The following is a 24,118-nucleotide window of genomic DNA, read 5'->3' as shown; positions in this document are numbered from 1 at the left end:
TCGGCGAACGTTGTTGACCCCCGTCACAGGGACGTAACAGCTGGTGGATAGCGACCGCCCCGGGAGGCGGTCATCTCGGACGGCCATCATTTGCGAACCGGCGCTGGGGAGCTCCGGTGGGGGAGTTCCATGCCTGTTTGGATCAACGAGTTCCACTACGACAACGCCGGCACGGACGCCGGGGAGTTTATCGAGATCGCCGCCAGCGCCGGCACGGATCTGACCGGCTGGACCGTGGTCCGCTACAACGGCGCCAACGGCCAGGCCTACACCTCGCCGGGCGGCGTGCTGACGCTCTCCGGTGTGGTCTCCGACGAAACCGGTACGGGCTTCGGCTTCCGCACCATCACCCTGCCGGTCGACGGGCTGCAGAACGGCGCGCCGGATGGCTTCGCCCTCGTCAACGCCCAGGGCCAGGTCGTCCAGTTCCTGAGCTATGAAGGAACCTTCGCGGCCACCAGCGGGCCGGCGCTCGGCATGACCAGCGTCGACATCGGCGTCGTCGAGCCGGGGAACGCCACCGGCACCTCCATCTCGCTGACCGGTTCGGGCACGCAGTACGGCGACTTCAACTGGGTTCTCGACACCAACGACACCCCTGGCCAGACCAACAACGGCCAGTCGTTCGGCGGCGTCACGCCGCCGACGGTCTCGGTCTCCGACGCCACCGTGACGGAGGGCGACGCCGGCGCCTCGACGCTGACCTTCACCGTCACCCGCACGGGCGGGACGGGCGCCTTCACCGTCGGCTACGCCACCGCCGACGGCACGGCGACGGCGGGCGTCGACTACACGGCGGCCTCCGGAACGCTCAGCTTTGCCGCCGGCGAGACCAGCAAGACGGTCAGCGTCACGGTCTCCGGCGACACCACGGTCGAGGCCAGCGAGACCCTCTTCCTGAACCTCTCCGGCGCCACCGGCGGCGCGGCCATCGCCGACAGCCAGGGGCAGGGGACGATCGTCAACGACGACGCGCCGCCGCCGATCGTCGGCACGCCCTGGATCAACGAGTTCCACTATGACGACGCCGGGACCGACACCGGCGAGTTCATCGAGGTGGCGGGCCCCGCCGGCCTCGACCTCACCGGCTATTCCCTGGTGCTCTACAACGGCAACGGCGGCGCGGCCTACGCCACCATCCAGCTCTCCGGCGTCATCCCCAACCTGCAGAACGGCTCGGGCGTCCTGAGCTTCGCCGCCAGCGGCCTGCAGAACGGCGGCACGTCCACCCCCGAGGCCGACGGCATCGCCCTCGTGGCGCCCGGCGGCGCAGTGCTGGAGTTCATCAGCTACGAGGCGACCATGACGGCCGCCAACGGCCCGGCCGCCGGCATGACCAGCGTCGACGTGGCCGTGGCCGAGCTCGGCAACGCCGAGGGGACCTCAATCGCCCGCACCGGGACCGGGGGCGAAGGCCTCGACTTCGGCTGGACGCTGTCCGCCGACGACACGCCCGGCCAGATCAATGGCGACCAGACCCTGGTGGCCCCCACCGCCCGCGTCCGCGTCGCCGACGTCACGGTCACGGAAGGCGACGACGGTTCGAAGACCCTGACCTTCACCGTCACCCGCTCCGGGCCGACCCAGGCCTTCACGGTGGACTACGCCACCGCCGACGGCACGGCGAGCGCGGGCTCCGACTACACCGCCACGTCCGGCCAGCTCAGCTTCGCGGCCGGCGAGATGAGCAAGACGGTCGCGGTCACCGTCTTCGGCGATACGGTCATCGAGGCGCACGAGACCCTCTTCCTGAACCTCGCCAACCCGACCAATGGCGCGACGCTCGGCGACGCCCAGGGCGTCGGCACCATCCGCAACGACGACGTGCCGTTCCTGCGCATCTACGAGATCCAGGGCGCGGGCCACCTCAGCGCCTACGACGACCAGGAGGTGAAGACCGAGGGCGTCGTCACCGCCGTCGACACCAACGGCTTCTGGATGCAGGACCCGACCGGCGACGGAAACCTCGCCACCTCGGACGGCATCTTCGTCTTCACCAACACCGCGCCCGGCGTCGTGGCCGGCGACAAGGTCAGCGTCCGCGGCCAGGTGGACGAGTTCGGTACGGGCAACAACCTCACTACCACCCAGATCGCCACGCCCACCGTCACGAAGATCGGCGCGGGCGAGGTCACCGCCACGGTGATCGGGCAGGGCGGCCGGCAGGTCCCGAACGCCGTCGGCGACGACGACGACGCCTACGATCCCTCGACCCAGGCCATGGACTTCTTCAAATCCATGGAAGGCATGCTGGTGACCCTGCCGAACGCCCGGGCCACCGACCTCTCGGATGGCGGCTCCACCTGGGTGGTCACCGACGGCGGCGCCGGGAACCCGGACGTCAACGGCCGTGGCGGCGTGACCGTCGACGCCGGCGACTTCAATCCGGAGCGCATCGAGGTCTATGTCGACCAGGGCGTCCTGCCGGGCTTCTCGCCGGCCTACGACATGGGCGACAGCCTGGGCGACGTCACCGGTGTCATCAGCTACTTCGGCGGCGACTACGAGGTGGTGGCGACCCAGATCGCCAACCGCACCGGTCCGGGCTCTCCCGCCGACGAGGTCTCGGCCCTGGTGGGCGACGCGATCCGCCTGACCATCGCCGCCTACAACCTCGAGAACCTCGATCCCAACGATCCGCAGGCGAAGTTCGACGCGCTGGCGCAGGACATCGTGAACGCCCTGAGGAGCCCTGACATCATCGGCGTCGAGGAGATCCAGGACGCGGACGGGGCGGGCGGCGGCGCGGACCTCTCCGGCGCGGCCACCGCCCAGAAGCTGATCGACGCCATCGTGGCCGCCGGCGGCCCCCGCTACGAATATGTCGAGGTCGCCCCGGCGACCGCCGGCAGCAGCGGCGGCGAGCCCGGCGGCAACATCCGCAACGGCTTCCTCTACAACCCCGACCGCGTCGACTACGTGGAGGGCTCCGCCCGGCTGGTCAGCCCCGAGGACGAGGCCTACGCCGGCAGCCGCAAGCCGCTGGCCGCGGACTTCGTCTTCCGCGGCGAGACCGTCACCGCCATCGACCTGCACTCCACCTCGCGGATCGGCAGCGACGAGGGCATCTTCGGCGACCGCCAGCCGCCGGTGAACGCCGGCGAGGACGCCCGCGAGGCGCAGAGCGAGGCGGTCCAGGCCTTCGTCCAGCAGCTCCTCGCGGCCGACCCGACCCGCCACGTGGCGGTGATGGGCGACTTCAACGGCTTCCAGTTCGAGGAGTCGCTCACGGTCCTGGAGCAGGACGGCCTGCTGCAGAACCTCTCCTGGCTGCTCCCGGCCAACGAGCGCTACAGCTACGTTTTCGACGGCAACTCCCAGCAGATCGACCACCTGCTGGTGTCGGGCCGGCTGGCGGAGACCGCCGAGTTCGACATCGTCCACCTGAACTCCGGCCAGGCCGGTTTCCGGCCCACCGACCATGATCCGGTGCTCGGCCGCTTCCTGGTCAACACCGGCCCCTCGGCGGGCGCCGACGCCTATGCGGCGAACGAGGACGCCGTGCTGACGGTCTCCGCGGCCAACGGCGTGCTGGCCAACGACAGCGACCTGAACGGCGACGCCATCACCGCCATCCTGCAGCAAGGCCCGGCGCACGGCGCGCTGACGCTCAACGCGGACGGCTCGTTCACCTATGCGGCGGCGGCCAACTACAACGGGGCCGACAGCTTCACCTACGTCACCCGCGACGCCGTGGGCGCCGTCTCCCAGGCGACGACCGTGGCCCTGAACGTTGCGGCGGTGAACGACGCGCCGGTCGCGGTCGCGGACACGGCGGCGGTCGCCAACAACCAGACGGTGGTCATCGACGTGCTGGCCAATGATGCCGACGTCGATGCCGGCGACATCCGCACCATCGTCGGCGTCTCCGCGACGTCGCTCGGCGGCTCGGTCAGCATCGTGGACGGCAAGCTCGTCTATGCGGCCGACGCCGACGCCTTCGACCTCCTGCTGCTGCCCAGCCTGAAGGTCACGGACACCTTCACCTACACCATGAAGGACGCCGCCGGCGCGACGAGCACGGCGACGGTCAAGGTCACGGTCTCGGGCGTCCTGCCGATGCTTCCGCAGTTCGGGACCAATGGGAACGACACCCTGAACGGCGACGACGGCATCAACATCCTGAGCGGCGGCAACGGAAACGACCGGCTGGCGGGCTTCGACGGGTCCGACTCGCTGAACGGCGGCAACGGCAACGACGTGCTCGCCGGCGGGGGCTCCAGCGACGTCCTGGTGGGCGAGAACGGCGACGACACGATCTCCGGCGGCGACGACGGCGACCTGATCTCGGGCGACAACGGCAACGATCGCCTGGACGGCGATGCGGGCGCCGACCTGATCGGGGTGGCAACGGCAACGACACCCTCGCCGGCGGGACGGGGGCCGACACGCTGTCCGGCGACAACGGGGCCGACCGCTTCATCTTCTCCGGGGCGTTCGGCCGCGATCGCATCACCGACTTCAACACCCGTGACGATGTGATCCAGCTCGACCGGACGCAGTTCGCCAACTTCGCCGACGTCATGAGCCATGCCCAGCAGGTCGGCGGAAACGTGGTCATCACCTACGACGCGGAGAACTCGATCACCCTGATGGATGTCCGCCTGTCGAGCCTGAGCTCGAACGACTTCCTGTTCGCCTAGCCTCCGGCGTCGGCCCGCCGCCGCGGAATCTGCGTCCGGGAGGGCGCGGCGGCGTGTCTGCGCCGCCGCCGCCCTTGCGGCGCAACGCCCGGCGCGCGATATCGGGGAGACGCGGGTTACGGCAGCCCGCATGCGAATTCCTGGAAGGACGTCCTTTTCATGCGTGACCCTGTCACCACCGCGCTTGGGCTCGTGCCGATGGTCGTCGAGCAGACGAGCCGCGGCGAGCGCGCCTACGACATCTTCTCCCGCCTCCTGAAGGACCGGATCGTGTTCCTGGCCGGCCCCGTCGAGGACGGCATGGCCAGCCTGATCTGCGCCCAGCTCCTGCACCTCGAGGCGGAGAACCCGAAGAAAGAGATCCAGATGTACATCAACTCCCCGGGTGGGGTGGTGACGTCCGGTCTCGCGATCTACGACACCATGCAGTACATCAAGAGCCCGGTGATCACGCTCTGCCTCGGCATGGCGGCATCCATGGGCTCCTTCCTGCTGATGGCCGGCGAGAAGGGCCAGCGCATCGCGCTCCCCAACTCGCGGATCATGGTGCACCAGCCTTCGGGCGGCTTCTCCGGCAAGGCGTCGGACATCGAGCGCCATGCCGAGGACATCATCAAGACCAAGCGCCGGCTGAACGAGCTCTACGCCAAGCACACCGGCCGCACGGTCCAGGAAGTCGAGGACACCCTCGACCGCGACTACTTCATGACGGCGGAGGAAGCCCGCGACTGGGGCCTCGTCGACCACGTCTGGGAAAAGCGCGACGCCGAGAGCTGATCGCTCGGCCAGGGCAGGGACAGCAGGGCGCTCGCCGGCCGCGGCGGGCGCCTTTGCATGAGGGGGCGGGACTTGCGGATCTTCTACGTCACGACCGGCCAGCACGTCGCCGGCGGCCAGCTCATCAATCTCGAGCACGTGGCGGCGCTCCGGAGGATGGGCTTCGACGCGCGCTTCCTGATCCTGCCGATGGACGACGCCGGAGACGCCGCGCCGACCTTCCCTCCTGGGCTTGAGAGTCCCTGGCAGTACGAGGCGGAGCTGACCGCGGACGACTGGGTGGTCTGCGGCGAGATGCACGGCCGGGGCATGCTCCACGTGATCAAGAGCCCGGCCCGCAAGGTCGTCCACAATCAGAACTGGCACTACAGTTTCCAGGCGGTGCGGGACATGCCCTCCCTCCGGCGCTGGGGCTGCGAGGCGATCATCGCCGGCAGCCGGATCGGGGCGGAGAAGATCGTCGAGCTGGGATGGGATGGTCCGATCCCGGCGGTCAGGGTCTTCGTGGAGCCGGCCTTCGCCCAGCCGCTCGATGCGCCGCGCAAGCTGGCGGTGGCCTTCATGTCTCGCAAGCGCGGCATGGAGGGCAAGCTGATCAACGGCGCGCTGCTGTCGCTGCACCCGCGCCATCTCGACGTGCCCTGGGTGCAGATCCGGGGCGTCGCGCGGCCGAAGGCGGCCGAGATGGTCAAGGGCTGCGAGGTCTTCCTCAGCCTCAGCCACATGGAGGGCCTGGGCCTGCCGCCGCTGGAGGCGATGGCGGCGGGGTCCCTCGTCGTGGGCTTCCACGGGGTCGGGGGCCTCGAGTACGCCACGGAGGCGAACGGGGACTGGTTCGACGACGCGGCCTCCCCACGCCGCCATCGCCCATCGCCTGGCCGAGCGGCTGGATGCGCTCAAGGCCGGCGAGCGCCTCGACGACCGCCGCCGGGCCGGCCAGGCGACGGCGGCCGGGTTCTCCCGCGACCGCTTCGAGGCCGAACTGAAGGCGGCCTGGGACCAGATCCTCGCGCTGCCGCGCGCAAGCTGAGCCGATCACCTCACGCGAAGTTTAGACGTCGGCCCGTTGGCGTGAGCCTTCGCAGGGTCTAACTGCAACGTGATGTGGGACGACATCCAAATCGAAAAGCAGTTTGATCAGTTCACGACAGTCTTGGTCGTCAGGACATTTTCGGAGAACCCCGATTCACTCGTGGCGGATCTCACCGATGCGGGCGTGAATGTTCTCGGTCCGGTGGATACGGCGGCGAAAGCCTTGACGCTTGTCGCCCAGACGCCGGTGGACCTCGCACTGGTTTCCGCGAAGCTGGCTGGGCGTCGGAGCGGGGCGGAGCTCGCGCGATGCCTTGAGGACACCTGGGGCGTGCCGCCCGTCCTGCTGCCTTGAGGGGCGCGTGATGGGGCGACTGATCGTAATCTCCAACCGCGTGAACCCGCCCGGCGACGAGGCGGGGGCCAGCGTGGGCGGCCTCGCCATGGCGCTGTCGGCGGCGCTGCGCGAACACAACGGCGTCTGGTTCGGCTGGAGCGGCCGCACCATCGAGACCTTCAGCGGACAGCTGGCGGTCCAGCGCAGCGGCGGCGTCACCGTGGCCACCGTCGACCTCGAGGAGCAGGACCGGCAGGAGTACTACAACGGCTACGCCAACCGGACGGTCTGGCCGCTCTTCCACTACCGCATCGACCTGTCGGCCTACGAGCGCTCCTTCGACGAGGGCTATGCGCGGGTGAACGCCCGCTTCGCCGACACCGTCCGGCCGCTCATCGAGGCGGAGGACTTCGTCTGGGTCCACGACTACCACCTGATCCCGCTGGCCCGCGAGCTGCGCCGCCGCGGAGTCGGCAACCGCATCGGCTTCTTCCTGCACATCCCCTGGCCGGCGCGACGGCTGTTCACGACGCTCCCCAACCACGTCGAGCTGGTGCAGTCGCTGTTCGACTACGACCTCGTCGGCTTCCAGAGCCACGACGCGCTTTCCGCCTTCCGGGACTATGTGGTCCAGGAGGCGGGCGGCCAGGTGGAGGCGGACGGCCGGGCCACGGCGTACGGCCGGACGGTGCGGCTGGGCGTCTTCCCGATCGGGCTCGACGCCGAAGCCTTCGCCCGGGCCGCGGAGGGCGAGGCGGCGCGGGCTTGGCAGGCGCGGATGACCCGCAGCCTCGCCGGCCGGCGGATGATCGTCGGCGTCGACCGCCTCGACTATTCCAAGGGCCTCGAGGAGCGCTTCCTCGCCTACGAGGAGTACCTGACCCGCACCCCGGAGGCGCAGGAGCAGGTCTTCTTCCTCCAGATCGCGACGCCGAGCCGCGACGAGGTCCCGGCCTATCAGGAGATCCGGGCGCGGCTGGACGGGGTGAGCGGCCGGATCAACGGCGCGTTCGCCACGGCCGACTGGGTGCCGATCCGCTATGTGAACCGCAGCTACCGGCGGGACGAGCTGGCCGGCATCTACCGCACCGCCGCCATCGGGCTCGTCACGCCGCTGCGCGACGGCATGAACCTGGTGGCCAAGGAATACGTCGCCGCCCAGGACCCCGAGGATCCCGGCGTGCTGATCCTGTCGCAGTTCGCCGGGCGCCGCCGAACAGATGGCGGAGGCGCTGATCGTCAATCCCTTCAGCCGCGAGGACGTCTCCGACGCCATCCGCCAGGGGCTGGGCATGGAGCTGGCCGAACGCCGGCGCCGCTGGGAGGCGCTGATCGACGGGGTCCGCCGAGACGACGTGAACGCCTGGCGCGACGCCTATCTCGCCGCCCTGATGGACCGGTCGGCGGAGCGCCCGCCGCCTCTGCACCTGGTGACCGAGGGCTAGGGTCTGCCCTTGAACACCCGGTAGCCGGGGATCTCGGCCATCGCCAGCATCTCCCGATCGCCGCTGGTGTCCCCGTAGGCCGCCTTCAGCCGCATCTCCGGGCCGAACACCTCCTTCAGCCGCACGATCTTCTCCGGCCCGCGGCAGTTGGGACCGGAGAAGGCGCCCAGCACCCGGTTGTCGGCGTCGAACGAGAGCTGGGTGCCCAGCACCGCGTCGGCGCCAAGGCCCCGGCCGAACGGCCCGACGGTCATCTCCGGCGAGGCGGTGACGATCACCAGCCGCACCCGCTGCGTGCGCCAGCGCTTCCAGGCGGCGACGGCGTCGGGGCGCAGGAGTTTCCGGGCGTGGGTTTCGGCGAAGCGGCGGGCGTCGGCCTCCAGCCGGTCGTGCGGCACGCCCTTGAGGAACTCACCGACCGCCTGCGCCTTTATGCGGCCACGGTCGCGATGGAACACATAGGCGATCAAGGCAGGCACGAGGCGTGCAAGGCCCAGCGCGTAACGTGCCGGTCCGGCACGCCATCTGAGGAAGGCCGTAAAGCTGTCCCTGACCGTCAGCGTGCCGTCGAAGTCGAAGGCGACGACCGGAAGGTCGGCTCCGTTCGGGTCCTCCGCGGCTGTTTCGCTTGGGGACAGGGCGGTGGTGAACTCTTGTGCCATTTCGGCCCGTATCCCATTTAGGGGCGCGAGTCGCCGCCAGGTGCGGGCGCCGCGTCGCCATTTGTCGCTCCGGCGAACGAAGGGTTGTGATCCTTAGCCGGATCGGGGAATGTCAAGACTTAGACAACCCGCGGCGCGTAATCTGCATTGTAGGGGCGCAGACGTCCTGCGGGACGGCGCGGGCCGGTTATCGGCCGTGTCGTCTAGAGAGTGAGAAACGACCATGACCAAGGCCGCGAGCGGAGATTCGAAGAGCACCCTCTATTGCTCTTTCTGCGGCAAGAGCCAGCACGAAGTCCGCAAGCTGATCGCCGGGCCCACCGTGTTCATCTGCGATGAATGCGTCGAGCTGTGCATGGATATCATCCGCGAAGAGCACAAGATTTCCTTCGTGAAGTCGAAGGACGGCGTGCCGACGCCGAAGGAGATCCGCGAGGTTCTCGACGACTATGTGATCGGCCAGGACCACGCCAAGAAGGTCCTCTCGGTCGCGGTCCACAACCATTACAAGCGCCTGAACCACGCGACGAAGAACAACGACGTCGAGCTGGGCAAGGCCAACATCATGCTCATCGGGCCGACCGGCACGGGCAAGACCCTGCTGGCCCAGACGCTCGCCCGAATCATCGACGTTCCGTTCACCGTGGCCGACGCCACGACCCTCACCGAAGCCGGCTACGTCGGCGAGGACGTCGAGAACATTATCCTGAAGCTGCTGCAGGCCGCCGACTACAACGTCGAGCGCGCGCAGCGCGGCATCGTCTACATCGACGAAGTCGACAAGATCAGCCGCAAGTCGGACAACCCGTCGATCACCCGCGACGTGTCGGGCGAAGGCGTCCAGCAGGCGCTGCTGAAGATCATGGAAGGCACCGTCGCCTCCGTGCCGCCGCAGGGCGGGCGCAAGCATCCGCAGCAGGAATTCCTGCAGGTCGACACCACCAACATCCTGTTCATCTGCGGCGGCGCCTTCGCCGGCCTCGAGAAGATCATCTCGGCGCGCGGCCAGGGCACCTCCATCGGCTTCGGCGCCAAGGTGTCGGATCCGGACGAGCGGCGCACGGGCGAGATCTTCCGCCAGGTGGAGCCGGACGACCTGCTCCGCTTCGGCCTGATCCCGGAGTTCATCGGCCGTCTGCCGGTGATCGCCACCCTCGACGACCTGGACGAGAAGGCCCTGGTGAAGATCCTCACCGAGCCGAAGAACGCTTTCGTGAAGCAGTACGTCCGCCTCTTCGACATGGAGAACGTGGGCCTCACCTTCACCGACGACGCCCTGATGGCGGTCGCCCGCAAGGCGATCCAGCGCAAGACCGGCGCGCGGGGCCTGCGCTCGATCCTGGAAGGCATCCTGCTCGACACCATGTACGAGCTGCCGACCTACGACGGCGTGGAAGAGGTGGTGGTCAACGCCGAGGTGGTGGAAGGCCGCGCCCAGCCGCTGCTGATCTACGCCGAACGCCGCGACAAGGGCGGCGCGGCCTAAGCGCCGCCGACCAAGCCGGAAAGTTCAGGCCCCGCAGGCGACTGCGGGGCCTTCTTCGTTCCAGGCCGAAAAACCTTGACTCCGCCGGCTGCATATGTTCTCGTTTCGTTCTCATGACCGACGATGCAGCCCAGATCGGAGAAGACCGTCACACCCTGACGCTCCGCGCGCTCGCGGGGATGAGCCTGGAGCTCTGCCGCGACCTGCAGCAGCGGGCGCTGGACGCCGAGAACCCCGAGGACGCCGGCCGCCTCGCCACCGCCTTCCACCGGGTGAGCCGCGGCCTGCGCCAGACGCTGGCGCTGGAACTGAAGCTCCTCCGCTACAAGGACGATCTGGTTCTCAAGGAAAAGGCCGCCGCCGACCTCGCCGAAGCCCGGGCGAAAGCCGAGGCTGACCTGCACGACCTCGCCGTCGACCAGCGCCGCGACGGCGTCTGGACCCGGGTCGGCGACTGCTTCTGGTCTGAGCACGAAGGCGCCGACTGGAACCTCCCCGACGACGGGATCGACAAGCCCGACCGCCCGCCGCCCGAAGACCCCATGTGGGACAGGCTCGAGGCCTTCCTCGATGCCGAGCAAGCCAAACCCGACTTCCTCACCCGCGACTTCGACCTCCTGGTCATCGAAGCCTGCGACGCCATCGGCGCCGACCCCACCCTGATCTACGACATCCGAGGCCGCGAACGGGCCGAGCCCGAACCCGAGCCCGCAACCGCCGACTCCAGCTAACCCCCCTCCGCTCATCCCGGCGAAAGCCGGGATCCAGGCTGACTCAGCGACCGCGCCGCGCGCGAAAATCAAACCACGGAATACACGGAATACACGGAAAGGCGGGCCACCCCATGGCTTGGCGCCTCGATCATGCTTGCGCGCCTCCGGCGCGCGATTCCCTTTCCACCACCTCGCCCGCCTCGAAAGGTCAGCTCGGCTCCCTTCCGTGTATTCCGTGTATTCCGTGGTTCCATCAGGCCGAGCCAGCGGCCATCCGTGAAATCCGTGGTTCAAACCCACCCTCAGCCTGGATCCCGGCTTTCGCCGGGATGAGCGGAGGAGGGGCGGATCAATGGCGTGTCCTTCGCGCCCTTCGTGGTTCCAACCCGAACCTCACCCACGCTCCGATCTCACAGCCGGCGCAGAATTCCTGCCATCCATTTCGCTGCGCCCGCGAATATGATGATCATCATTCCATCGGGCGCGGAGGAGCATCCCATGGCGGAAAAGGCGGTCATCGTCATCGGGGCAGGGGACGCGCTGGGCGGGGCCATCGCCAAGCGGTTCGCCCGGGAGGGCTTCGCGGCGGTCGTCGTGCGCCGCCACGCCGACCAGCTCGAGGACCTGGCGCAGGCCATCCGCGACGCCGGCGGCGAGGCGCACCCCTTCGGCGTCGACGCCCGCCAGGAGGACCAGATGGTCGGCCTCTTCGACCGTGTCGAAGCCGAGATCGCGCCGGTGGAGGCCTGCGTCTTCAACATCGGGGCGAACGTCCGCTTCCCGATCGCCGAGACCACGGCGCGGGTCTATTTCAAGGTCTGGGAGATGGCCGCCTTCGCGGGCTTCCTCGCCGGCCGCGAGGCGGCCAAGCGCATGACCCCCGGGGCCGGGGCACCATCCTCTTCACGGGGGCCACGGCCTCCGTACGCGGCCGCGACGGATACGCCGCCTTCGCCGGCGCCAAGCATGCGTTGCGCGCGCTCGCCCAGAGCATGGCCCGCGAACTGGGACCCAAAGGCCTCCACGTGGCCCACACCATCATCGACGGCGCGATCGACACCGCCTGGATCAAGGAGAACTTCCCGGAGCGCTATGCGCAGAAGGACCACGACGGCATCCTCAATCCGGAGCACATCGCCGAGGCCTACTGGATGCTGCACGCCCAACCCCGCGACGCCTGGACCCACGAGCTGGACCTCAGGCCCTGGACGGAGAGCTTCTGATGGGAAAGACGGTCGAGTTCCTGTTCGATTTCGGCAGTCCCGCCAGCTACCTGGCGTGGAAAGCTCTTCCGGATGTCGCCGCCCGCACGGGCGCCGAGATCGACTACCGGCCGGTGCTGCTGGGCGGGGTGTTCAAGGCGACCGGCAACGCCTCGCCGGCGACCATCGCGGTCAAGGGCGCCTGGATGAACGCCGACCTCGCCCGCTGGGCCGCGAAGCGCGGGACGCCCTTCACCCGCAACCCACACTTCCCGATCAACACGCTTCACCTGATGCGCGGCGCGGTGGGTCTGCGCGACGATCCGCGGTTCCTGGCCTACGTGGACGCGGTCTTCGACGCCATGTGGAACGACCCGAAGAACCTCGGCGACCCGGCCGAGATGGGCCCGGTTCTGGCGCGCGCCGGGGTCTCGGGCGAGGAGTTCATGGCCTTCCAGGCCGACGAGGACGTCAAGGCGCGGCTGAAGGCCGACACCGAGGCGGCCGTGGCGCGCGGCATGTTCGGGGCGCCGACCTTCTTCGTGGAGGGCGAGCTCTACTTCGGCCAGGATCGGCTGGATTTCGTGGAAGCGGCGCTGGCCGGCTGAGGCCGCCCGGGGGTGAGCGAAGAGGGGGGTATGCATCCGGAACATGCTCGTCTGATCGAGGATCTCCGCGCCCTCGCGCCGAAGACCAGGCGGCTCGAGACCGCCGCCTACCTTGGCGCCGACAGCGAGGTGCTGGGGGTGCCGGTGCCGGCCCGCCGCGCCCTGGCGAAGGCCTGGGTCGACCAGCGTCGGGACGCGCCGCCGGCCGAGATCCTGGCCGTGGTCGAAAGCCTCGCCGGCGCCGCGACCTTCGACGAGAAGACCCTGGGCGCCCTGATCCTTGGCCTGCACCGGCCGGCCCGCCAGGCCGTGCGCCCGGAGGACCTGGAGCGGTGGCTGGGCGCCATGCGCGGCTGGGCGGAGGTCGACCACCTCTGCCAGAACCTCTTTCCGCCCGAACAGATGCTCGCCGACTGGCCCGCCTGGAAGGCGGCGATCCGGCGGATGGCGGGGGATCCGGTCATCGCGCGCCGCCGCGCCTCGCTGGTCCTGCTCACCGGCCCTGCGCGCAGGTCGCCGGACGTGCGGTTCGCCGACCTCGCCTTCGCCAACATCGAGGCCCTGAAGGCCGAGCGCGACATCCTGATCACCAAGGCGGTGTCCTGGCTGCTGCGCGCGCTGACGGCCCATCACGCCGCCGCCGTGGCCGCCTATCTGGACGCCAACGCCGCGTCCCTTCCGGCCATCGCGGTGCGCGAGACCCGCACCAAGCTCGCCACCGGACGGAAGACCGCTTGATGCACGGGCAGGGGGCCTATCTGAACGCTGTTCAGCAGGGCATGGCCTTGCGCGAGCGGCTCCGCTTTCCCCGGTCAAGCTAACCTGTGGACGGCGATGAGGCGCAGTGTCGCGCAACGGACTTGCTCCGCTTGCACCGGCCCGGAAACGGTCCACATAAATCCCAACAAGCCGCCGCGAGCACGGCGGACGGGTCGTCCGACTCAGGCGCATCGTCTGGGTGACCGCGATCCGGCAGGCTGAGTCGGACACCAAACCGGCCGGCCAGGAGTTGAAGCATCATGTCCGAGATTAAGATCCTGCCGATCCTGCCGCTGCGGGACATCGTGGTCTTCCCGCACCAGCCAGTCCCCCTGTTCGTGGGTCGGGAGAAGTCCGTGCGCGCGCTCGAGGAAGCGATGCGCAATGAGGGCAAGCAGATCCTGCTCGCCACCCAGAAGGACAAGGACGACGACGATCCGTCGCCCGAGGCCATCTACGACGTCGGCGTCGTCGCCACCGTCCTGCAGCTGCTGAAGCTGCCCGACGGCACCGTGAAGGTGCTGGTGGAGGGCCGCGCCCGCGCCGGCATCACCCGCTTCACCGACCAGCCCGACTATTACGAGGCCGAGATCGCCTTCGTTCAGGAGGACGGCGCCGGCACGTCGGAGGCCGAGGCCCTGAGCCGCGCGGTCGTCGAGCAGTTCGAGAACTACGTCAAACTCAACAAGAAGGTGCCGCCCGAGGCTCCTCGCCGCCATCCCGCAGATCGAGGATCCGGGCGAGCTGGCCGACCGCATCGCCAGCCACCTCTCCGTGAAGATCAGCGAGAAGCAGCAGCTCCTCGAGGTCTTCAGCGTCGTGAAGCGCCTGGAGAAGGTCTACGCCCTGATGGAGGGCGAGATCTCGGTCATGCAGACCGAGAAGAAGATCCGGAACCGCGTGAAGCGTCAGATGGAGAAGACGCAGCGCGAGTACTATCTGAACGAGCAGATGAAGGCGATCCAGCGCGAGCTGGGCGAGCAGGACGACCAGCGCGACGAGCTGATCGAGCTCGAGAAGCGCATCAAGAAGACCAAGCTCTCCAAGGAAGCGCGGACCAAGGCCGAGGCGGAGCTGAAGAAGCTGCGCAACATGAGCCCGATGTCCGCGGAATCGACCGTGGTCCGGAACTACCTGGACTGGCTGCTGTCGATCCCGTGGGGCAAGGCCAAGCAGAAGCCCATCGACCTGCAGAAGGCCGAGGACATCCTCAACGAGGACCACTACGGCCTCGACAAGGTCAAGGAACGGATCCTGGAGTACCTGGCGGTGCAGAGCCGCGTGGGCACGCTGAAGGGCCCGATCCTGTGCCTCGTCGGTCCTCCGGGCGTCGGCAAGACCTCGCTCGGCAAGTCGATCGCCAAGGCGACGGCGCGCGAGTTCGTCCGGGTCTCCCTGGGCGGCGTGCGCGACGAGGCCGAGATCCGCGGCCACCGCCGGACCTACATCGGCTCCATGCCCGGCAAGATCATCCAGTCGATGAAGAAGGCCAAGTCGACCAACGCCTTCTTCCTGCTCGACGAGATCGACAAGATGGGCTCGGACTGGCGCGGCGACCCGTCGTCGGCCCTGCTCGAGGTGCTGGACCCGGCGCAGAACTCCACCTTCGCCGACCACTACCTGGAGGTGGACTACGACCTGTCGCCGGTGATGTTCGTCACCACGGCGAACAGCCTGAACATGCCCCAGCCCCTGCTGGACCGCATGGAGATCATCCGCATCCCCGGCTACACCGAGGATGAGAAGGTCGAGATCGCCAAGCGGCACGTCCTGCCGAAGCTGACCAAGGACCACGGCCTGAAGCCGGAAGAGTTCGTGGTGCCGGAATCGAGCATCCGCGACCTGATCCGCTACTACACCCGTGAGGCCGGCGTCCGCTCGCTGGAGCGCGAACTGGGCAACCTGGCGCGTAAGACCGTGCGCGACCTGGCCCGCGAGAACGTCCTGTCGATCACCATCGACGACGAGCGGCTGGCCAAGTACGCGGGCGTCCGCAAGTACCGCTACGGCGAGACCGACGCGGAGGATCAGGTCGGCATCATCACCGGCCTGGCCTACACCGAGTTCGGCGGCGACATCCTGACCATCGAAGCGGTCAAGATGCCGGGCAAGGGCCGCATGTCCATCACGGGCAACCTGAAGGACGTGATGAAGGAGTCGATCGCGGCGGCGAACAGCTATGTCCGCAGCCGGGCCACGAAGTTCGGCGTCGAGCCGCCGTCCTTCGAGCGGACCGACGTCCACATCCACGTGCCGGACGGCGCCACGCCCAAGGACGGCCCCTCGGCCGGCGCGGCCATGGCGACGGCCATCGTCTCGGTGCTCACCGGCATCCCGATCCGCAAGGACATCGCCATGACCGGCGAGGTCACCCTGCGCGGCCGGGTCACCGCCATCGGCGGGCTGAAGGAGAAGCTGCTCGCGGCGCTCCGGTCCGGCGTGAAGACGGTGCTGATCCCGGCCGAGAACGAGAAGGACCTGGCCGACATCCCGGACAACGTGAAGTCCGAGATGGAGATCATCCCGGTCTCGACCATGGACGAGGTGCTGAGCCACGCGCTCACCCGCCAGCCGACGCCGATCGAGTGGTCGGAGGCCGACGCGCCGCCGGTCGCCCCGGTGGACGATGGCGACGTGGAGAGCGTGATCACCCACTGAATGCCGCCTGGGCGCGCTATGCGTCCGGGGCTCGATCAAAAGTTGTGACAAACGCGCGGCGCGGGAGGAATCCCGCGCCGCGTTCGTTTGACGACCCGCGTTCTCGGGTCCTTAATCGGCGGCAGAGGCGCCGGGGGGTAGGCCTCGCGACCATCCCGGCGTGCTCCACAAAAAAAGAACAGAAGAACGACACATGGGAGAATGCGCACATGACGAAGGCGGAACTTGTCTCGGCGATCGCCGACAAGGCTGGATTGAACAAGGTGCAAGCCAAGGAGGCGCTGGACGCCTTCATCGCCTCCGTCTCCACCTCGCTGAAGCAGGGCCAGGAAGTCCGCCTCGTGGGCTTCGGCAGCTTCGTGCCGGTGAAGCGCGCCGCGGGGCTGGCGCGCAACCCGAAGACCGGTGAGACGGTGAAGCGGCCCGCCCAGAGAACCTGCCGCTTCAAGGTCGGCGAGAGCCTGAAGGGCGTGCTCAACACCTGACGGGAGGCGGCTCCCGCGACAAAAGGCGACCAGGGGCGGTCGCCTTTTTCATTGCCCGCCCGCCGGGCGTCCCCTATCAGGGCGGCTTCTTCGGGGAGTAGCCGTTCGCTCCAGCGGAGTCCGCGTCAACACACTTGCTTTCGGGCATGGCGCGGGCGGCGGGCCTTAGGGCCCGGATTGGCGAGACCGACGATGCGCGCCGGGCGACAAGGCCCCGCCGGGCGCCGCGTCGTCGTCTCTGACGCCAGGGCCCGGAGCGTCTTCTTGGAACCCTTCCTCATTTCCACCGGCGTCGTCGCGATCGCCGAGATCGGCGACAAGACCCAGTTGCTCGCCATGGTGCTCGCCGCCCGGTTCCGGAAGCCCGTGCCGATCATCCTGGGCATCCTGTGCGCCACCATCCTGAACCACGCCGCCGCGGCGGGTCTTGGCGTGCTCATTGCGCAATGGCTGGAGGGCCGCTGGCTCCAGGCCCTCGTCGGCGCCGCCTTCGTCGCCATGGCCGCCTGGGCCCTGATCCCTGACAAGGAGGATGAGGACGCCGCGGCGAAGTCGCACGGCGGGGTCTTCCTGACGACGCTGGTGGCCTTCTTCCTGGTGGAGATCGGCGACAAGACCCAGATCGCCACGTCGCTGCTGGCCGCCCGGTTCGAGAACCTGGTTCTCGTCACCGCCGCCACCACCTTGGGCATGATGCTGTCCAACGTCCCGGCCGTGTTCCTGGGAGAGGCGGCGACGAAGGTCGTTCCGCTCAAGGTGGTGCGGATCGTGGCCGCGGTGATCTTCGGCCTGATCGGCCTCTGGGTCCTGGCGGCGGCCTTCCTCCCCGGCGGATTCCGGGTCTAAGGTCCCGCCCGGCTTGGAGATTCTGATGACGACAACGACCGCGACCGTCGTGAAGGACGGCGACCGCGCATTCCTGGGCCACCCCAAGGCGCTGGGCTTCCTCTCGTTCTCGGAAGCCTGGGAGCGGTTCTCCTACTATGGCATGCAGTCGCTGCTGGTCCTCTACATGACCAAGACCCTGCTGCTCTCGCCCCATGTGGAGCAGATCGCGGGCTTCGAGGGCTTCCGGGCCTTCATCGGCCAGCTCTACGGACTGTCGCCGGATGCCTCGACCCAGGTCGTCGCCTCGACGATCTTCGGCCTCTACACGAGCCTGGTGTACCTGACCCCGATCTTCGGCGGCTTGCTCGCCGACCAGCTTCTGGGCCGGACGCGGACCATCGTCATCGGCGCCCTGCTGATGGCCGCCGGCCACTTCCTGATGGCCTTCGACGTCTCCTTCCTCCTGGCGCTGCTCTGCCTGGTGCTCGGCACCGGCTGCTTCAAGGGCAACATCGCGGGGCAGGTGGGCTCCCTCTACGCCGAGGGGGACCTGCGCCGGGCCGACGCCTTCCAGATCTTCTACCTGGGCATCAATGCGGGCGTGATCGCCGCCCCGCTGATCGCGGGCACGCTGGGGGAGACGGTCGGCTGGCACTACGGCTTCGGCGCGGCGGGGGTCGGCATGCTGATCGCCCTCGTCATCTACCTCGCCGGGCGCCGCCACCTCCCGCCCGATCCGCGCCTGCGCCGCAAGGGCCCCGCCGTCGCGCGTCCGAAGATGCGCGCGCACGAGTGGCGCACGGTCGGCCTGCTCATCCTCCTGCTGCCGGTGCTCACCGCCTCGGTGCTCTGCAACCAGCAGATCTTCAATGCCTACCTTGTCTGGGCCGACACAGGGGTCGACCTGACCTTCTTCGGCTCGAAGGTGCCCACCACCTGGCTGATCACCCTCGACAGCGTCGTCTCGGTGTCCTTCCTGGCGATCATGGTGGTGTTCTGGCGAGTGTGGGCGACCCGCTTCAAGGAGCCGGACGAGATCGGCAAGCTGACGATCGGCGCCTTCATCTCGGTTCTGGGCGTCCTCTGCCTGGCCGCCGGCGCGGCGCAGGCCGCCGCCGCCGGGACCCAGGTCAGCATCTGGTGGTGCGTGGCCTTTCACGTCCTGAACAGCATCGCCTTCGCCAACATGCTGCCCGTGTCGCTGGCGCTCTACGCCCGCGCCGCGCCGGCCGCGATCACCGGCTTCGTCATCGGCCTCTACTACCTGCACCTCGTCGCCGGGAACCAGACGGTGGGCATCCTGGGGACCCTGCTGGAGAAGATGCCGCCGACGCAGTTCTGGCTCATGCACGCCGGCATCGCCGCCGGCGCCGCCGTGGTGTTCCTGGTCGTCGGCCGGTTCTTCGCGACCCTGCTCAGCCACGAGAACGTCAAGGGACCCGCCGCGCCCGCCCACGCCTAGGCGAAGCGCCGGGACTTGCCTAAGAAGGCCAGGAGGGGCGGCTAGCTCAGCTGGTTAGAGCATCTCGTTTACACCGAGAGGGTCGGGGGTTCGAATCCCTCGCCGCCCACCAGTCTTCGCCCGCAGGGAGGCTCCGACATTGCGATGGCTGGCTCTGTTCCTCGGGCTGATGGCGGCGACCGTGGCTGAGGCCGAGCCCGCCTCCCTCGACGCCTACATGAGCCAGCCGCGCGTCCAGCCGGACGCCGTGATCCGCTACGGCGAGGCGCCGTCGCAGGTCGTCGAGCTGTTCAAGCCGAGGGGGCAGGGGCCGCACCCCGTCGTCGTCCTGCTCCATGGCGGCTGCTACCTGAAGGCATACGAGGGACTGCCTCAGACCAGCGGCATCGCCGCCGACCTGGCCCGGCGCGGCTATGCGGTCTGGAACGTGGAGTACCGGGGGCTCGGCGAGCCCGGCGCCGGCTATCCCGGGACCTTCCAGGACGTGGCCGCGGCCATCGACCGGATCCGCGCCGAGGCGAAGACCCACGGCCTCGATCCGACGCGCGTGGTCGCCCTCGGCCATTCGGCGGGCGGCCACCTGGCGCTCTGGGCCGCGGCGCCGCGAAGCTACCGAAGGACAGCCCGCTCCATGTCGCCGACCCGCTGAGGCTCCGCGGCGTCGTCAGCCTGGCCGGCATCGGCGACCTAGAGGGGCAGGGCGCGGTGTTCTCCAACGCCTGCGGCGCCGAGACCTTCCCGCAGATGGTCGGGGACCACTTCGCCGACACCTCGCCGGCCCGGCTCCTGCCGACCGGCGTCCCCATCGCCCTGGTGCATGGCACCTGGGACCATGTCATGCCGCCGTTCGCCGGGCGGCAGTACGCCCAGAAGGTCCGCGCCGCAGGCGACGTGGCCGAGGTCGTCGTGCCGGAGGGCGCCGGCCACTTCGACGTGGTGATCCCGACCACGCCCGCCTGGGAGACCGTGGCCGACCTGGTCGCCAGGGCCTTCGGGGACCGCTGATGCGCTATCGCCGCCTCGGCCGCACCGGCCTCACCGTCTCCGAGATCGGCTACGGCTGCGCAAGCTGGTGGGGCAAGCCGCGCTTCCCCGAAGCCGACGCGCTTGGGCTCGTACACGCCGCCATCGACCTCGGCGTCACCTTCTTCGACACCGGCGCCAGCTACTCCGCCGGCGAGGCCGAACCGCGCCTCGGCCGGGCGCTCGCCGGCCGCGACGTCTCGAGGCTGGTCATCGCCACCAAGGCCGGCACCTTCCATGCCGGCGGCGGCCGGATCGCCCGGGACTTCAGCCCGACCGCGATCACCGCCAGCGTCGAGCGCTCGCTCGGCAACCTCGGCCTCGAGCAGGTCCAGCTCCTGCAACTCCACGGCCCGGCCATCGGCGAGCTGACCGACGAGCTCCGCAGCGCGCTCGCCGACCTGAAACAGCGGGGCCTGGTCCGCGCGTTCGGCGTCAACAGCTTCGACACCGCCGTGATCGAGCACGTGGTCGGCCTGCCGGACTTCGATGTGGTGATGGTCGACTACAATGTGCTGCGGCCCGAACGCGAGCCTCTGATCCACCGCGCCGCCGCGGCGGGGAAGGGCGTCCTGGCCGGCATGGCGCTGGCCATGGGCCATACCGGCCTGAAAGTGGCGAAGCTGAAGGGGCCGCAGGACCTCTGGTACGCCGCCCGCGGCCTCGTTCGGCACCGCGACGAGGTCCTGAAGGGCGCGCGCTTTGGCTTCCTGCACCGCCAGCCTGGCGTCACGGGCTCGCAGGCCGCGCTCGCCTATGTGCTGGAGAACCCCCACGTCGCCTGCGCGGTCATCGGCACCACGCGCCTGGCGCACCTGCAGGAGAACGCGGTGGCGTCGGGGATGGAGCTTCCGCCGCAGGTTAGGGCAGGGATCCTCGGCGCCCAGCGGCGCTAGAGGTCGAAGGCCTCAGGGGAAGGCGACGGTGACGTCGTACTGGCCCTTGTAGACCCCGGTCTTGGCGTCGGCGGAGACCGGCAGGCTGCCCTGGACCTCGACCTTGGCGCTGGCCGGCTGGCCGGCGGGCCCGGTGAAGGCCCCGACCGTCCGGCTGGGATGCAGGGTCAGCTTGATCTCCTCGGCGCCGCCGTCGCGGGTCAGGGTCACCGTGGAGGGGGTGGAGATGCTGTAGGCCTCGCCGCCGAGACCGACGACCGTGTAGCTGGCCTCCTCGGCCGTGGCGGTCTTCGACCCCTTGGCCGGCCGGGTCACGTCGGCGATCGCCAGATCGGCGTCGTGGCTCATCTGGCCCGGGTCGAGGACGGTGATCGAGGCGTTGGTCACCGCGCTGTCGCGCGTCTGCGCCTGCGCCGCGCCCGCAAGGAGCGCGCCGGCGGCGAGCATCGCGAAGAAGGTCGGTCGAACCAGCATGGCCCTCATCCTAGGCGCCGCAAGTTAACGCAGCAATGACCCGGGTCACACGTGGCCTGACGTCACGGCGCCCTTTCGCGCGGGCCGGACGGGAGTCATGCTGCCTGACATAACAACGATAAGCCTGGGAGAGAGACGACGATGGCGGAGGCCCTGCAACTGGAGCAGGCGCTGGCGGACGCGCACCTTCCGGCGCTGCTGGCGGCCCTGGTGCACGTGACCGGCGATCCGGACTGGCTCCGGCCCGAATGGGCGCCGACCTACGTCCCCCTGACCCGCGGCGACCCCGGCATCTCCGAGGAAGAGCAGGCGAAGATCCGCAAGCAGGCGAAGGCGGCCATCGAGGCCTTCATCGCCTCCGGCGCGCCGCCGAAGCTGACCACGCCCGACCGCCAGTTGCTCGGCCGGATGATGGACTTCGTGGGCGGCGGCCCGATCCCGGACATGTACGGCGACTTCCTTTTCGACGAGCTGGCGATCTCGGGGACCAGCTCCAAGGACCCGAAGTTCGAGGCGCCGAAGGTCCGCGAGGCGGCCCGTAGGCTGAGGGTGCTGGTCATCGGCGCCGGCATGTCGGGCCTCTTGACCGGCATCCGCCTCTCCCAGGCCGGCGTGCCGTTCGAGATCGTCGACAAGAACGCCGACGTGGGCGGCACCTGGTTCGAGAACACCTATCCCGGCTGTCGCGTGGACAACGCCAACCACATGTACAGCTACTCCTTCGAGCCGAACCACTTCTGGCCGCAGCACTTCTCGCCGCAGCCGGTCCTGCTCAGCTATTTCCGCGGCATCGCCGACAAGTACGACCTGAAGAAGCACATCCGCTTCGAGACCCTGGTGGAGAGCGTCACCTGGGACGAGGCGAGGGCCGTGTGGCGGGCCGAGCTCGTGGGCCCCGGAGGCACGCGCGAGACCGTCGAAGCCAATGCAGTGGTCAGCGCGGTCGGCCAGCTCAACCGGCCGCGGTTCCCCGACATCGAGGGGATGGGCAGCTTCGAAGGGCCCGCCTTCCACTCCGCGGAATGGCGCCACGACGTGGACCTGGAAGGCAAGCGCGTCGCGGTGATCGGCACCGGCGCCTCGGCCTACCAGTTCGTGCCGGAGATCGCGCCGAAGGTCGGCAGCCTGAAGGTCTTCCAGCGCACCCCGCCCTGGGGCCTGCCCGTCGAGCACTACCACGAGAACGTGCCCGAGGGCGTGAAGTGGCTGCTGGAGCACGTGCCCTATTACGACAAGTGGTACCGCTTCTACCTGTTCTGGACGACCACCGAGGGCTTCCTGCCGATGGTGAAGTCGGATCCGGCCTGGAACGGCGGTCCCGGCGCGGTCAGCGCCGACAACGCCATGCTGCGCGAGATGGCCGCCGCCGCCCTGGCCATGCAGGTTCAGGACCGGCCCGACCTGCTGCCGCACGTGGTCCCGGAGTATCCCCTGGGCGGAAAGCGCGCGGTGCTCGACAACGGCGTCTGGATCGGCGCGCTCAAGCGCCCGAACGTCCAGCTCGTCACCGAGAAGATCACCAGGATCACGCCCAAGGGGGATCGTCACCGCCGACGGGACCGAGCACGAGGTCGACGTGCTGATCTACGGCACCGGCTTCCAGGCCTCGAACTTCCTGGCCTTCTACAAGGTGAAGGGCAGGGGCGGGCGGGAGCTGCACGACGTCTGGAGCGGCGACGCGCGGGCCTACCTGGGCGTCACGGCGCCGGGCTTCCCGAACTTCTTCATGATCTATGGGCCGAACACCAACATCGTCGTGAACGGCTCCATCATCTTCTTTTCCGAATGCGCGGTCCGGTACATCGTGGGCTGCCTGAAGCTGCTGGCCGAGACCGGAGCCCGGGCGATCGAGGTGAAGCAGGCCGTCCACGACGACTTCAACCGACGCGTCGACGAGGCTAACCAAGGCTGGGCCTGGGGCTCGCCCCACGTGTCGAGCTGGTACAAGAACCAGTTCGGACGGGTCAGCCAGAACTGGCCGTTCGGGCTCATCGACTACTGGCGCGCGACGCTGGCGCCCAATCCCGAGGATTTCATCCTCGAACGCCAGCCGGAGACGGTGGCTTGAGGGCCGGGCCCTCCACGCTCCTCATCCTCGCGGCTGCGCTGGCCGGCTGCACCACCGTGACCCACCCCACCGAGCCCGCCTCGGTGCTCCACTGCGAGAACGGCGAGACCGTCGAGGTCCGCTACGCCGGCGACATGGCCCTCGTCGTCTATAAGAACCGGAAGCACACCATGCGCACGGTGATCTCGGGCAGCGGCGCCCGGTACATCGGCGATGGGATGGAATGGTGGAGCAAGGGATTCGAGGAAGGCATGATCGCGCCGGTGGCGCACGGGGCCGAGATGGGCATGAGCGACCAGCGGGTGACCTGCCGGGCCGGCCCGCCGCCGCCGTGAGGGCGCTGGCGCTCGCGGGGGTTCTGGCGCTGGCCGCTTGCGGCGAGCCGTCGCCCCCGCCCGCGGGCCGCCCGGTCGCCGACGCGGTGACGAAGGCGTCGCCCCCCCACCGCCCCTGCGACCTATCCGCCCGTCGAGCCGCCCGCCCCGGGAACCCCGGGCGGCCTGCCCGACGACCGCACCCCGATCTCGGAGGCGCCGTTCACGCCCGAGAGCGCTCAGGGC

The 24,118-nt window shown here is 69.1% G+C and carries 19 protein-coding genes, 1 tRNA gene and 4 pseudogenes; 22 read left to right on the top strand and 2 right to left on the bottom strand.

What is annotated here, in order from left to right; genetic code table 11:
* Positions 1 to 129: 129 nt before the first annotated feature.
* The 6 genes and pseudogenes from LRS04_RS21555 (at position 130) to otsA (ending at position 8,234) form a co-directional block, all read left to right on the top strand.
* Positions 130 to 4,482: a Calx-beta domain-containing protein gene (locus LRS04_RS21555; RefSeq protein WP_308238199.1), complete on the top strand. Its 4,353-nt coding sequence runs from the start codon at positions 130 to 132 to the stop codon at positions 4,480 to 4,482.
* A pseudogene (locus tag LRS04_RS28390) lies at positions 4,380 to 4,643 on the top strand (M10 family metallopeptidase C-terminal domain-containing protein); the annotation flags it as partial. The gene LRS04_RS21555 and the pseudogene LRS04_RS28390, both read left to right, overlap by 103 nt.
* Positions 4,644 to 4,802: 159 nt before the next feature.
* On the top strand, positions 4,803 to 5,420 hold the full coding sequence (locus LRS04_RS21540; protein ID WP_257818138.1) for an ATP-dependent Clp protease proteolytic subunit: 618 nt from the start codon (positions 4,803 to 4,805) through the stop codon (positions 5,418 to 5,420).
* A 72-nt stretch (positions 5,421 to 5,492) separates the two neighbouring features.
* Positions 5,493 to 6,512, top strand: coding sequence for a glycosyltransferase (locus LRS04_RS21535; protein ID WP_257818137.1), 1,020 nt, complete (start codon positions 5,493 to 5,495; stop codon positions 6,510 to 6,512).
* A gap of 10 nt (positions 6,513 to 6,522) precedes the next feature.
* Positions 6,523 to 6,807: a hypothetical protein gene (locus LRS04_RS21530; RefSeq protein WP_257818136.1), complete on the top strand. Its 285-nt coding sequence runs from the start codon at positions 6,523 to 6,525 to the stop codon at positions 6,805 to 6,807.
* 10 nt (positions 6,808 to 6,817) lie between these two features.
* A pseudogene (gene otsA / locus LRS04_RS21525) lies at positions 6,818 to 8,234 on the top strand (alpha,alpha-trehalose-phosphate synthase (UDP-forming)).
* Here otsA and LRS04_RS21520 read toward each other — a convergent pair.
* Complete coding sequence (locus LRS04_RS21520; RefSeq protein WP_374576667.1) at positions 8,231 to 8,896, bottom strand: HAD-IB family hydrolase; 666 nt, start codon at positions 8,894 to 8,896, stop codon at positions 8,231 to 8,233. The pseudogene otsA and the gene LRS04_RS21520 overlap by 4 nt on opposite strands.
* A gap of 223 nt (positions 8,897 to 9,119) precedes the next feature.
* Between LRS04_RS21520 and clpX the strand changes: the two genes are divergently transcribed.
* The 13 genes and pseudogenes from clpX to LRS04_RS21455 all read left to right on the top strand — a co-directional run bounded on the left by clpX (position 9,120) and on the right by LRS04_RS21455 (position 21,016).
* Positions 9,120 to 10,382 carry an ATP-dependent Clp protease ATP-binding subunit ClpX gene (gene clpX / locus LRS04_RS21515; protein WP_257818135.1) on the top strand — a complete coding sequence of 421 codons (1,263 nt, stop codon included), beginning with the start codon at positions 9,120 to 9,122 and terminating at the stop codon, positions 10,380 to 10,382.
* A gap of 113 nt (positions 10,383 to 10,495) precedes the next feature.
* Positions 10,496 to 11,113, top strand: coding sequence for a hypothetical protein (locus LRS04_RS21510; RefSeq protein WP_257818134.1), 618 nt, complete (start codon positions 10,496 to 10,498; stop codon positions 11,111 to 11,113).
* 441 nt (positions 11,114 to 11,554) lie between these two features.
* A pseudogene (locus tag LRS04_RS28385) lies at positions 11,555 to 12,318 on the top strand (SDR family oxidoreductase).
* A complete protein-coding gene (locus tag LRS04_RS21500; protein ID WP_257818133.1) occupies positions 12,318 to 12,905 on the top strand; it encodes a 2-hydroxychromene-2-carboxylate isomerase in 588 nt (195 codons plus the stop codon). The pseudogene LRS04_RS28385 and the gene LRS04_RS21500 overlap by 1 nt, the downstream one beginning before the upstream one ends.
* A gap of 30 nt (positions 12,906 to 12,935) precedes the next feature.
* Positions 12,936 to 13,643 (top strand): DNA alkylation repair protein, encoded by a 708-nt coding sequence (locus LRS04_RS21495; protein WP_257818132.1) that lies wholly within the window; start codon positions 12,936 to 12,938, stop codon positions 13,641 to 13,643.
* 281 nt (positions 13,644 to 13,924) lie between these two features.
* Positions 13,925 to 16,322 (top strand): annotated as a pseudogene (lon, locus tag LRS04_RS21490) (endopeptidase La).
* A gap of 209 nt (positions 16,323 to 16,531) precedes the next feature.
* Positions 16,532 to 16,807: an HU family DNA-binding protein gene (locus tag LRS04_RS21485; protein WP_257818131.1), complete on the top strand. Its 276-nt coding sequence runs from the start codon at positions 16,532 to 16,534 to the stop codon at positions 16,805 to 16,807.
* Between the two features lie 264 nt (positions 16,808 to 17,071).
* Entirely contained in the window at positions 17,072 to 17,653 is a 582-nt protein-coding gene (locus tag LRS04_RS21480; RefSeq protein WP_257818130.1) for a TMEM165/GDT1 family protein, read from the top strand.
* Positions 17,654 to 17,678: 25 nt separating this feature from the next.
* Positions 17,679 to 19,097, top strand: a complete 1,419-nt coding sequence (locus tag LRS04_RS21475) for a peptide MFS transporter (protein WP_257818129.1) — start codon at positions 17,679 to 17,681, stop codon at positions 19,095 to 19,097.
* Positions 19,098 to 19,132: 35 nt separating this feature from the next.
* Positions 19,133 to 19,209 (top strand) — tRNA-Val (locus tag LRS04_RS21470).
* Positions 19,210 to 19,236: 27 nt separating this feature from the next.
* Positions 19,237 to 19,746: an alpha/beta hydrolase gene (locus tag LRS04_RS21465; protein ID WP_257818128.1), complete on the top strand. Its 510-nt coding sequence runs from the start codon at positions 19,237 to 19,239 to the stop codon at positions 19,744 to 19,746.
* A gap of 56 nt (positions 19,747 to 19,802) precedes the next feature.
* Complete coding sequence (locus LRS04_RS21460) at positions 19,803 to 20,102, top strand: S9 family peptidase (RefSeq protein WP_257818127.1); 300 nt, start codon at positions 19,803 to 19,805, stop codon at positions 20,100 to 20,102.
* Positions 20,102 to 21,016, top strand: coding sequence for an aldo/keto reductase (locus LRS04_RS21455; protein ID WP_257818125.1), 915 nt, complete (start codon positions 20,102 to 20,104; stop codon positions 21,014 to 21,016). Before LRS04_RS21460 ends, LRS04_RS21455 begins: the two co-directional genes overlap by 1 nt.
* Before the next feature lie 12 nt (positions 21,017 to 21,028).
* Here the strand turns inward: LRS04_RS21455 and LRS04_RS21450 are convergent, their stop codons facing one another.
* Positions 21,029 to 21,490: a DUF4402 domain-containing protein gene (locus LRS04_RS21450; RefSeq protein WP_257818124.1), complete on the bottom strand. Its 462-nt coding sequence runs from the start codon at positions 21,488 to 21,490 to the stop codon at positions 21,029 to 21,031.
* A gap of 141 nt (positions 21,491 to 21,631) precedes the next feature.
* Between LRS04_RS21450 and LRS04_RS21445 the strand changes: the two genes are divergently transcribed.
* From LRS04_RS21445 to LRS04_RS21435, 3 genes are read left to right on the top strand one after another with little or no spacing between them, the layout of a single operon-like run.
* On the top strand, positions 21,632 to 23,392 hold the full coding sequence (locus LRS04_RS21445) for an NAD(P)-binding domain-containing protein (RefSeq protein WP_257818123.1): 1,761 nt from the start codon (positions 21,632 to 21,634) through the stop codon (positions 23,390 to 23,392).
* Complete coding sequence (locus tag LRS04_RS21440) at positions 23,343 to 23,558, top strand: hypothetical protein (RefSeq protein ID WP_257818122.1); 216 nt, start codon at positions 23,343 to 23,345, stop codon at positions 23,556 to 23,558. The genes LRS04_RS21445 and LRS04_RS21440 overlap by 50 nt, the downstream gene beginning before the upstream one ends.
* Positions 23,555 to 23,893, top strand: a complete 339-nt coding sequence (locus tag LRS04_RS21435) for an MliC family protein (protein ID WP_257818121.1) — start codon at positions 23,555 to 23,557, stop codon at positions 23,891 to 23,893. Before LRS04_RS21440 ends, LRS04_RS21435 begins: the two co-directional genes overlap by 4 nt.
* Positions 23,894 to 24,118 lie beyond the last annotated feature (225 nt).

This window comes from Phenylobacterium sp. J367, from assembly GCF_024699985.1.
Classification (GTDB): domain Bacteria; phylum Pseudomonadota; class Alphaproteobacteria; order Caulobacterales; family Caulobacteraceae; genus Phenylobacterium.
This window is presented reverse-complemented; position numbering and strand designations above follow the sequence as displayed.

Bases quoted from the DNA above. Each gene is read 5' to 3' on its own strand.
- LRS04_RS21555 (WP_308238199.1), top strand. From the start codon at position 130: ATGCCTGTTTGGATCAACGAGTTCCACTACGACAACGCCGGCACGGAC.
- LRS04_RS21540 (WP_257818138.1), top strand. From the start codon at position 4,803: ATGCGTGACCCTGTCACCACCGCGCTTGGGCTCGTGCCGATGGTCGTC.
- LRS04_RS21530 (WP_257818136.1), top strand. From the start codon at position 6,523: ATGTGGGACGACATCCAAATCGAAAAGCAGTTTGATCAGTTCACGACA.
- LRS04_RS21520 (WP_374576667.1), bottom strand. From the start codon at position 8,896: ATGGCACAAGAGTTCACCACCGCCCTGTCCCCAAGCGAAACAGCCGCG.
- clpX (WP_257818135.1), top strand. From the start codon at position 9,120: ATGACCAAGGCCGCGAGCGGAGATTCGAAGAGCACCCTCTATTGCTCT.
- LRS04_RS21510 (WP_257818134.1), top strand. From the start codon at position 10,496: ATGACCGACGATGCAGCCCAGATCGGAGAAGACCGTCACACCCTGACG.
- LRS04_RS21500 (WP_257818133.1), top strand. From the start codon at position 12,318: ATGGGAAAGACGGTCGAGTTCCTGTTCGATTTCGGCAGTCCCGCCAGC.
- LRS04_RS21495 (WP_257818132.1), top strand. From the start codon at position 12,936: ATGCATCCGGAACATGCTCGTCTGATCGAGGATCTCCGCGCCCTCGCG.
- LRS04_RS21485 (WP_257818131.1), top strand. From the start codon at position 16,532: ATGACGAAGGCGGAACTTGTCTCGGCGATCGCCGACAAGGCTGGATTG.
- LRS04_RS21475 (WP_257818129.1), top strand. From the start codon at position 17,679: ATGACGACAACGACCGCGACCGTCGTGAAGGACGGCGACCGCGCATTC.
- LRS04_RS21455 (WP_257818125.1), top strand. From the start codon at position 20,102: ATGCGCTATCGCCGCCTCGGCCGCACCGGCCTCACCGTCTCCGAGATC.
- LRS04_RS21450 (WP_257818124.1), bottom strand. From the start codon at position 21,490: ATGCTGGTTCGACCGACCTTCTTCGCGATGCTCGCCGCCGGCGCGCTC.
- LRS04_RS21445 (WP_257818123.1), top strand. From the start codon at position 21,632: ATGGCGGAGGCCCTGCAACTGGAGCAGGCGCTGGCGGACGCGCACCTT.